We start from the raw sequence: 6556 nt of genomic DNA, 5'->3' as shown, positions 1-6556 counted from the left end.
GGTCGGCTAGTTCAACGTCATCTTTAATAACGAATGGATCATTAACTTTATCAACTACAGCAGCTTTAATTTTCATATGTGTAAATTCCTCACTTTTATTTATTTCTAAATAACCGTGAACGTTTTCTCATCGATAAGTATTTCACAAAATATTTTAAAAAGCAATTAAATAATTATTATTTTCGATCATCACCAGGCATTCTTTGGTAAAACTCTTTGTACTTTTTATAGAAATGAGTCTTATTTTTCATGCCGATTTTTTCAACTATTTCCTCTATAGGGAGGGTAGTTGAAGTGATCAAAGTATGAGCTTGGATCAATCGTTGTTTTGTTAATAAATCTTTAAAAGAATCGCCAGTTTCTTTTTTTATAACATTACTTAAATAATTTTTATTATATTTATACTTAGCTGCCAAAGTGCCCAAAGAGATATTTCGATAATCTTTTGAGATATCTTTTAGGATATTAATGATCAGTTTTTGCTTGGCGCTACTGCCTTCAGGAGCGTTGACGTGATAATTACGTACGAGTTTCACTAATAATATAGAAAGATACGCCTGAAGAATAGTGTCTGAGAATTCTCTTTTCTCATAATATTCTTCAATTATTTGTTCCATTGTCATTTTAATATCTTGACTATGTTCGCTTCTAAAAATTAGATACTTTGGAGTTTCCTTTCCACCACCAGATACACGATTTAATAAGAAGTTGTATACCAAAGAATTACTTTTTCTCATACCACTCAAGAAATTAATGTTTATAGACTGATCCCTAAATAGGAGATTTATTAAAATATCATCTTCTCCCAGTCGGGAAATAGAATGAGCACAGCCAACATCTATTAATAGTAGGTCACCCTTGTTTAGATGTACCTTCTTTCCATTAACTACTTGATCACACTCACCGCTTAACATATAGTTCATTTCTAAAAATTGATGTGTGTGTTCTGGATACTCCGCAAATCTACTGTGTTTACTAATATAAATATTTCGATTTCTAAAAAAATAATTATTCAGGATTCTGAATTCATCGTTAGAATCAGAGTGTTTTACCGCTCTATTCGGAATATCGTCTACGTGTTTGCCAGTTTTTAACTGACGATTTTCAATCAACTCATGTTGCTTTAAACGTGCGATTGTACGCGGATTCATAAAGTTACCCCCTGTGATTTTGTCACTAATAAACTGTGCTAATGACATTTAAGAATGTAAGCGTTCACTGTAAATTAGAACTTGTAACAACATGTGAACGTTTTCTCAAAATTAATTCGGGGTGAGGTGTAGTTATGAGTGATTCAAGTGGAAAGGGATCTTTAAAGTCAACGATGGCCGTATCGTTAACTAACTTCCTAGATTCCGGTTGTATTGTTGCCGGTGCTAGTGGTTTGACTTTATGGACTCATGAGTTTGGATTAAGTAGTTTTGAAGTTGGTTTACTTGGTGCATTGAGTGCCAATGCCTTTGGATCAGCGATTGGTGCGTTGATCGGTGGACATTTATCAGATAAATATGGTCGTAAGGTTATTTATACTTACGATATGATTATATATTTACTTGGTGCACTTATAGTAACATTTTCAGTTAACTTTCCAATGTTATTAGCTGGATTTATTGTAACTGGTATCGCTGTTGGTGCTGGTGTTCCTGCAAGTTGGACTTACATTTCAGAAACATCTGAAGATACAGATCGTGCCAGAAACATTGGTATTTCGCAATTTGCTTGGTCAATGGGACCAGCACTTATCTTTACATTAGGTGTTATCTTTGCACCACTTGGCTTATTAGGTAACAGAATTCTATTTGCTATCTTGGCCGTAGTTGCCTTCATTGCTTGGAGCTTGCAGAGAAATCTGGACGAATCAAAAGATTGGGAAGAGCAAAAAGCTAAAGAGAAACTTAGTGGCGAAAAACCACATCCATATAAAGAACTATTTTCAAATGTAATTAATATTAAATCGCTATTATTCCTAACAGGTGTATATATGTTCTGGAACCTTGTAGCTGGTGCTATGGGATTCTTCATGCCATACGTATACGAAACAGCTGGTGGTTTAACAAACCTACAAGCTAACTTATTACAAGCCGTACTTTGGGTATTTACAGCCTTAGCAACATACTTTGGCTTTGCTAAATACGGTGATAAAGCTAACCATAGAATCTTCTTCTTTGTTGGTGCAGCAATGGCCGCAGCTTCATGGATCATCTTGACATTTGCTGGTATGAACTGGACTAGCCTTTGGTTGTTCGTTATTATCTGGGGTGTTTCAGCTGGTATCGGTGCTCAAGCTTGGTACGCATTGTGGGCAACAGAGTTGTTCCCAACTAAGTATCGTGCTGGATCACAAGGTGTTATGTTCTTCGTTGTTCGTGCATCTGCTGGTATTTGGTCAATTATTTTCCCAACTATCCTATCAACAATGGGATTCAAGGCCGCCGGTACATTCATGATTGTTCTACTACTAATTTCTCTAGTAATTGGTACAATCTGGACTCCACAAACAAGAGGAAAATCATTGGAAGAAATTTCTAAAGAGAGATATGGAAATGCTGATGGATCTGCAACAGATTCTGATGATTCCACAAGTGGACAGGAGGTTTAATCAATGAGCAAAGCTTATGTAGCTGTTGATATTGGTGCTTCAAGTGGTCGCTTGATGCTTGGAACCTTAGATGGTGGCAAGCTTCAATTAAAAGAAATGCATCGTTTTAAGAATGGCTTTACTAAAGAAAACGGTCATGATCGCTGGAACATCGAGTCAATTATGAATGAAATCTTCGTTGGCTTGGAAAAAATTAAAAAAGCTGGATATGATGACGTTCAATTAGGTATCGATACTTGGGCCGTCGATTATGTTTTGGTCGGCATGGACGGTAAAAAGGTCGAAGATCCAATTAGTTATCGTGATGCTAGAACAAAGGATGCTATGGAAGAATTAACATCTGATCTTCCAAAGAGTTACATCTATAAGAAGACAGGTATTCAATTCCTTAACTTCAATACTTTATATCAACTTTATACAGAAAATAGAGAAGAACTTGCAAAGACTGACAAGATTATGATGATACCTGATTATATCGGGTATGTCTTGACTGGCAATGCAGTAACAGAAGTAACAAATGCTTCTACTACACAAATGCTTAATCTTCGTGAGGGACTCTTTGATAACAACTTATTGGACAAAGTTCATGTTCAACAAGATCAATTCCCTAGATTGGTAGAATCAGGAACAATCTTAGGTAAGATTCGTCATAAGTGGCACACCATTTATGACTTGCCTGAAACAGAAGTAATTACAGTTGCTACTCACGATACAGCATCAGCTGTCTTGGGTACTCCTGGTGAAGGCGATCATTGGGCATTCTTGAGTTCAGGTACTTGGTCATTACTAGGTACAGAATTGAATGTCCCTGAAAACGGTGAATTGGCATTCCAAGGTAATTATACAAACGAATGGGGTGCCTATGGTACATACCGTTTCCTAAAGAACATCATGGGACTTTGGATGGTTCAAAACTTAAAACACGAATTCGATGATAAGTATAGCTTTAGTGAATTAGCTTCAATGGCTGAAAAAGTCAGTCCATTCGAACAATTCATTAATGTTAACGACGATCGTTTCGCAAATCCTGAGAATATGACTAAAGAAATTCAGGATTATTGTAAAGAACACAATGAAAAAGTTCCTGAAACTCCTGGTGAGTTGACAATGGCAGTCTATTCCAACTTAGCCTTGTATTACGCAAATGAAATACAAGAACTAAATAGGATTTTAGGCTACGAATTGGATGCATTAAATATTGTTGGTGGTGGATCAAATGTTGCGCTACTTAACCAATTAACAAGTACATTGTCAAACATTACAGTTTACGCTGGACCAGGCGAAGCAACAGCCATCGGTAATTTGATGGTTCAAATGATTACAAAGAACGACATCAACAATATTGCTGAAGGTAGAAAGGTTATCAGAGATTCATATCCTGTTAAGACTTTCAAGCCTGAAACAAATAAATACGGTAACACGCTCCATGAGTATCAAGATTTTTTAAACACTGAAGGGAGAGATACAGTTCAATGAAAAGAATGGGTCAAATAATGTATTTGCATAAGGATTCTTATGCTGAATACCAAAAGAGACACAATAATCTATTTCCAGAAATGCGTAAGGCTTTGAAGGAAGCCGGAGCACACAACTATTCAATCTTTTTGAATAAAGATGATGGTATGTTGTTTGCTTATCTTGAGGTCGACAATGTTGAAAAATATAATGATATTGCCAAAACGGATGCTGCCAAGAAATGGTGGGCATACATGGAGCCTTTGATGGATACAAATCCTGATAAGAGCCCTGTAACTGTAGATTTAGACGAGATGTTTCATTTAGATTAATATTAGGAGGAATTTTTGATGGTTAAGTCTGAAGAAGTTGAAAGCGCATACAAAGTAGCTAAAGAACGATACGCTGAAATCGGTGTTGATACCGAAGCAGCTATCAAACAATTAAACAAAGTTAAATTATCTGTACATTGCTGGCAAGGCGATGATATTCATGGATTCTTATTCCCAGGTCAAGAATTAACTGGTGGTATTGGTGTAAGTGGTAACTATCCTGGTATTGCACGTACACCTGATGAATTATCTGGTGATTTGAGTGAAGCTCTTTCACTTATCCCTGGATCACATAAGGTTCAAATGCACGCTATCTATGCCGTAACTGACAAGAAGAAGGATCTCGATGAAATCGAACCAGAAGACTTCAGTTATTGGGTAGACTGGGCTAAGAAAGAAAAGATTGGTTTGGATATGAATGGTACATTCTTCTCACATCCAAAGGTAAAACATAACTTTACATTAGCAAGTCCTGATAAAGATATCCGTGATTTCTGGATCGAACATGGTAAGAGAACTCGTGCCGTTGCTAACTACTTTGGTAAAGAATTAGGTCAACAATCAGTTAATAACTTGTGGATTCCAGATGGCTTTAAGGATAATCCTGTTGATAAAGCTACACCACGTCTTCGTCTAATCGAATCATTGGATGAAATCGACAAGAAAGAATATGATGAAAAGAACACTATCGAAGCCTTTGAAGGTAAACTATTCGGTACTGGTATTGAATCATATACTGTTGGTTCACATTTGTTCTACAACAACTATGCTTTGACAAGAAACAAGTTATGGACAATTGATGCTGGACACTGGCATCCAACAGAAGATGTTTCTGATAAGTTCTCAGCCTTCCTACCATTTGGTAAAGGTTTGATGTTACACGTTTCACGTCCTGTTCGTTGGGATAGTGACCACGTTGTTATCTTTGATGAAGCACTTGTAAGAATTGCTCGTTCATTAGTTCGTGATAATGAACTTGACAAGACAAATATTGGTCTTGACTTCTTTGATGCTACAATCAACCGTGTTGCTGCTTGGGTTGTTGGTGCACGTGCTACACAAAAGGCCTTGTTACAAGGTATGCTTGAACCAATCGAACAATTGAAGAAAGCCGAATTAAACTACGACTTTACAACAAGATTGGTTGAAACAGAAGAGCTTAAATCATATCCATTTGGTGCTGTTTGGGACGAATTCTGTCTACGTAACGATGTACCAGTTGGTAACGATTGGCTAGACAATATTCATCAATATGAAAAAGACGTTCAATTCAAACGTAACTAAAATTAATTAGTTCATCTTCAGAAGGGAAGCAAAATAATGGAATTTAAGAATTCAAAGTATGTAGAAAAAATGTCCGAAATCACTAACGAATTATATAAACATGGCTGGGACGAAAGAAACGGTGGTAATGTCAGTCTTCGTTTAACACAAGACGAAGTAGATCAATTTGATGACCTCAACAAGGTTATTAGAAACATTCCTATTAAATTTGATGCAACCCCTCTAGCTGGACAATATTATTTGGTTACTGGTACAGGTCGTTATTTCAAGAATGTTCACAATTATCCAGAGAGAGATACAGGTTTGGTTAAAATTACCAATGAAGGAAATTCCGTAGACTTACTATGGGGCTTCAACGATGGTGGACAACCAACTAGTGAATTCCCTGCACATTTGATGACACATATTACAAGACAAAAAGTTGATTCAGATCAAAGAGTTGTTATGCACTGTCATCCAACAAACTGGGTTGCACTATCATTTACTCGTAATTTGGATGAAAAAGAAATTAGTAAGTTATTGTGGAAGATGCAAGCCGAATCATTGGTTGTCTTCCCAGAAGGTGTTGGTATCATCCCTTATATGACACCTGGTACAAACGAAATCGGACAAGCAACTGCTGATAAGATGAATGAATTCAGAGTTGTTATGTGGCCACATCATGGTATCTTCGGCTGCGGCGATAGTATGGATGAAGTTTATGGATTGATTGAAACTGTTGAGAAGGCAGCATTGATCTACACAACTATCCAAAGCCAAGGTGGAGACATCAAACAAGAAATTACAGACGATGACCTAAGAGATTTAGCTAAATCATTTGGCGTTACACCAAATCCTAAGTTCTTGTCAATGGACAAAGTTAAGTAAGTATAAAATTAAGAGCCAT

6 protein-coding genes are annotated in these 6556 nt (G+C 36.6%); 5 read left to right on the top strand and 1 reads right to left on the bottom strand.

Annotated elements, in window-relative coordinates:
• Positions 1-176: 176 nt before the first annotated feature.
• Complete coding sequence (locus EKM77_RS03750; RefSeq protein ID WP_125592694.1) at positions 177-1151, bottom strand: AraC family transcriptional regulator; 975 nt, start codon at positions 1149-1151, stop codon at positions 177-179.
• Positions 1152-1285: 134 nt separating this feature from the next.
• On the opposite strand from EKM77_RS03750, the gene EKM77_RS03745 reads away from it, so the two are divergent.
• The 5 genes from EKM77_RS03745 to rhaD are packed head-to-tail and all read left to right on the top strand — an operon-like array spanning position 1286 to position 6537.
• Complete coding sequence (locus tag EKM77_RS03745) at positions 1286-2599, top strand: MFS transporter (RefSeq protein WP_125592693.1); 1314 nt, start codon at positions 1286-1288, stop codon at positions 2597-2599.
• A 3-nt stretch (positions 2600-2602) separates the two neighbouring features.
• The gene (rhaB, locus tag EKM77_RS03740; RefSeq protein WP_125592692.1) at positions 2603-4075 is read left to right on the top strand and encodes a rhamnulokinase; all 1473 of its coding nucleotides are present in this window, start codon (positions 2603-2605) and stop codon (positions 4073-4075) included.
• Entirely contained in the window at positions 4072-4386 is a 315-nt protein-coding gene (gene rhaM / locus EKM77_RS03735) for an L-rhamnose mutarotase (RefSeq protein WP_125592691.1), read from the top strand. The genes rhaB and rhaM overlap by 4 nt, the downstream gene beginning before the upstream one ends.
• An 18-nt stretch (positions 4387-4404) precedes the next feature.
• Positions 4405-5670, top strand: coding sequence for an L-rhamnose isomerase (locus tag EKM77_RS03730; protein WP_125592690.1), 1266 nt, complete (start codon positions 4405-4407; stop codon positions 5668-5670).
• A 36-nt stretch (positions 5671-5706) separates the two neighbouring features.
• On the top strand, positions 5707-6537 hold the full coding sequence (rhaD, locus tag EKM77_RS03725; RefSeq protein ID WP_125592689.1) for a rhamnulose-1-phosphate aldolase: 831 nt from the start codon (positions 5707-5709) through the stop codon (positions 6535-6537).
• The last annotated feature ends 19 nt before the right edge of the window (positions 6538-6556 follow it).

The sequence above is a fragment of the Companilactobacillus baiquanensis genome (assembly GCF_003946605.1).
Lineage (GTDB): Bacteria > Bacillota > Bacilli > Lactobacillales > Lactobacillaceae > Companilactobacillus > Companilactobacillus baiquanensis.
The sequence above is the reverse complement of the archived record's forward strand: the minus strand, read 5'-3'. Positions and strand labels throughout refer to the sequence as shown.

What these genes read in the sequence shown, in the direction of transcription:
- EKM77_RS03750 (WP_125592694.1), bottom strand. Translation starts at nt 1,151, where the DNA reads ATGAATCCGCGTACAATCGCACGTTTAAAGCAACATGAGTTGATTGAA.
- EKM77_RS03745 (WP_125592693.1), top strand. Translation starts at nt 1,286, where the DNA reads ATGAGTGATTCAAGTGGAAAGGGATCTTTAAAGTCAACGATGGCCGTA.
- rhaB (WP_125592692.1), top strand. Translation starts at nt 2,603, where the DNA reads ATGAGCAAAGCTTATGTAGCTGTTGATATTGGTGCTTCAAGTGGTCGC.
- rhaM (WP_125592691.1), top strand. Translation starts at nt 4,072, where the DNA reads ATGAAAAGAATGGGTCAAATAATGTATTTGCATAAGGATTCTTATGCT.
- EKM77_RS03730 (WP_125592690.1), top strand. Translation starts at nt 4,405, where the DNA reads ATGGTTAAGTCTGAAGAAGTTGAAAGCGCATACAAAGTAGCTAAAGAA.
- rhaD (WP_125592689.1), top strand. Translation starts at nt 5,707, where the DNA reads ATGGAATTTAAGAATTCAAAGTATGTAGAAAAAATGTCCGAAATCACT.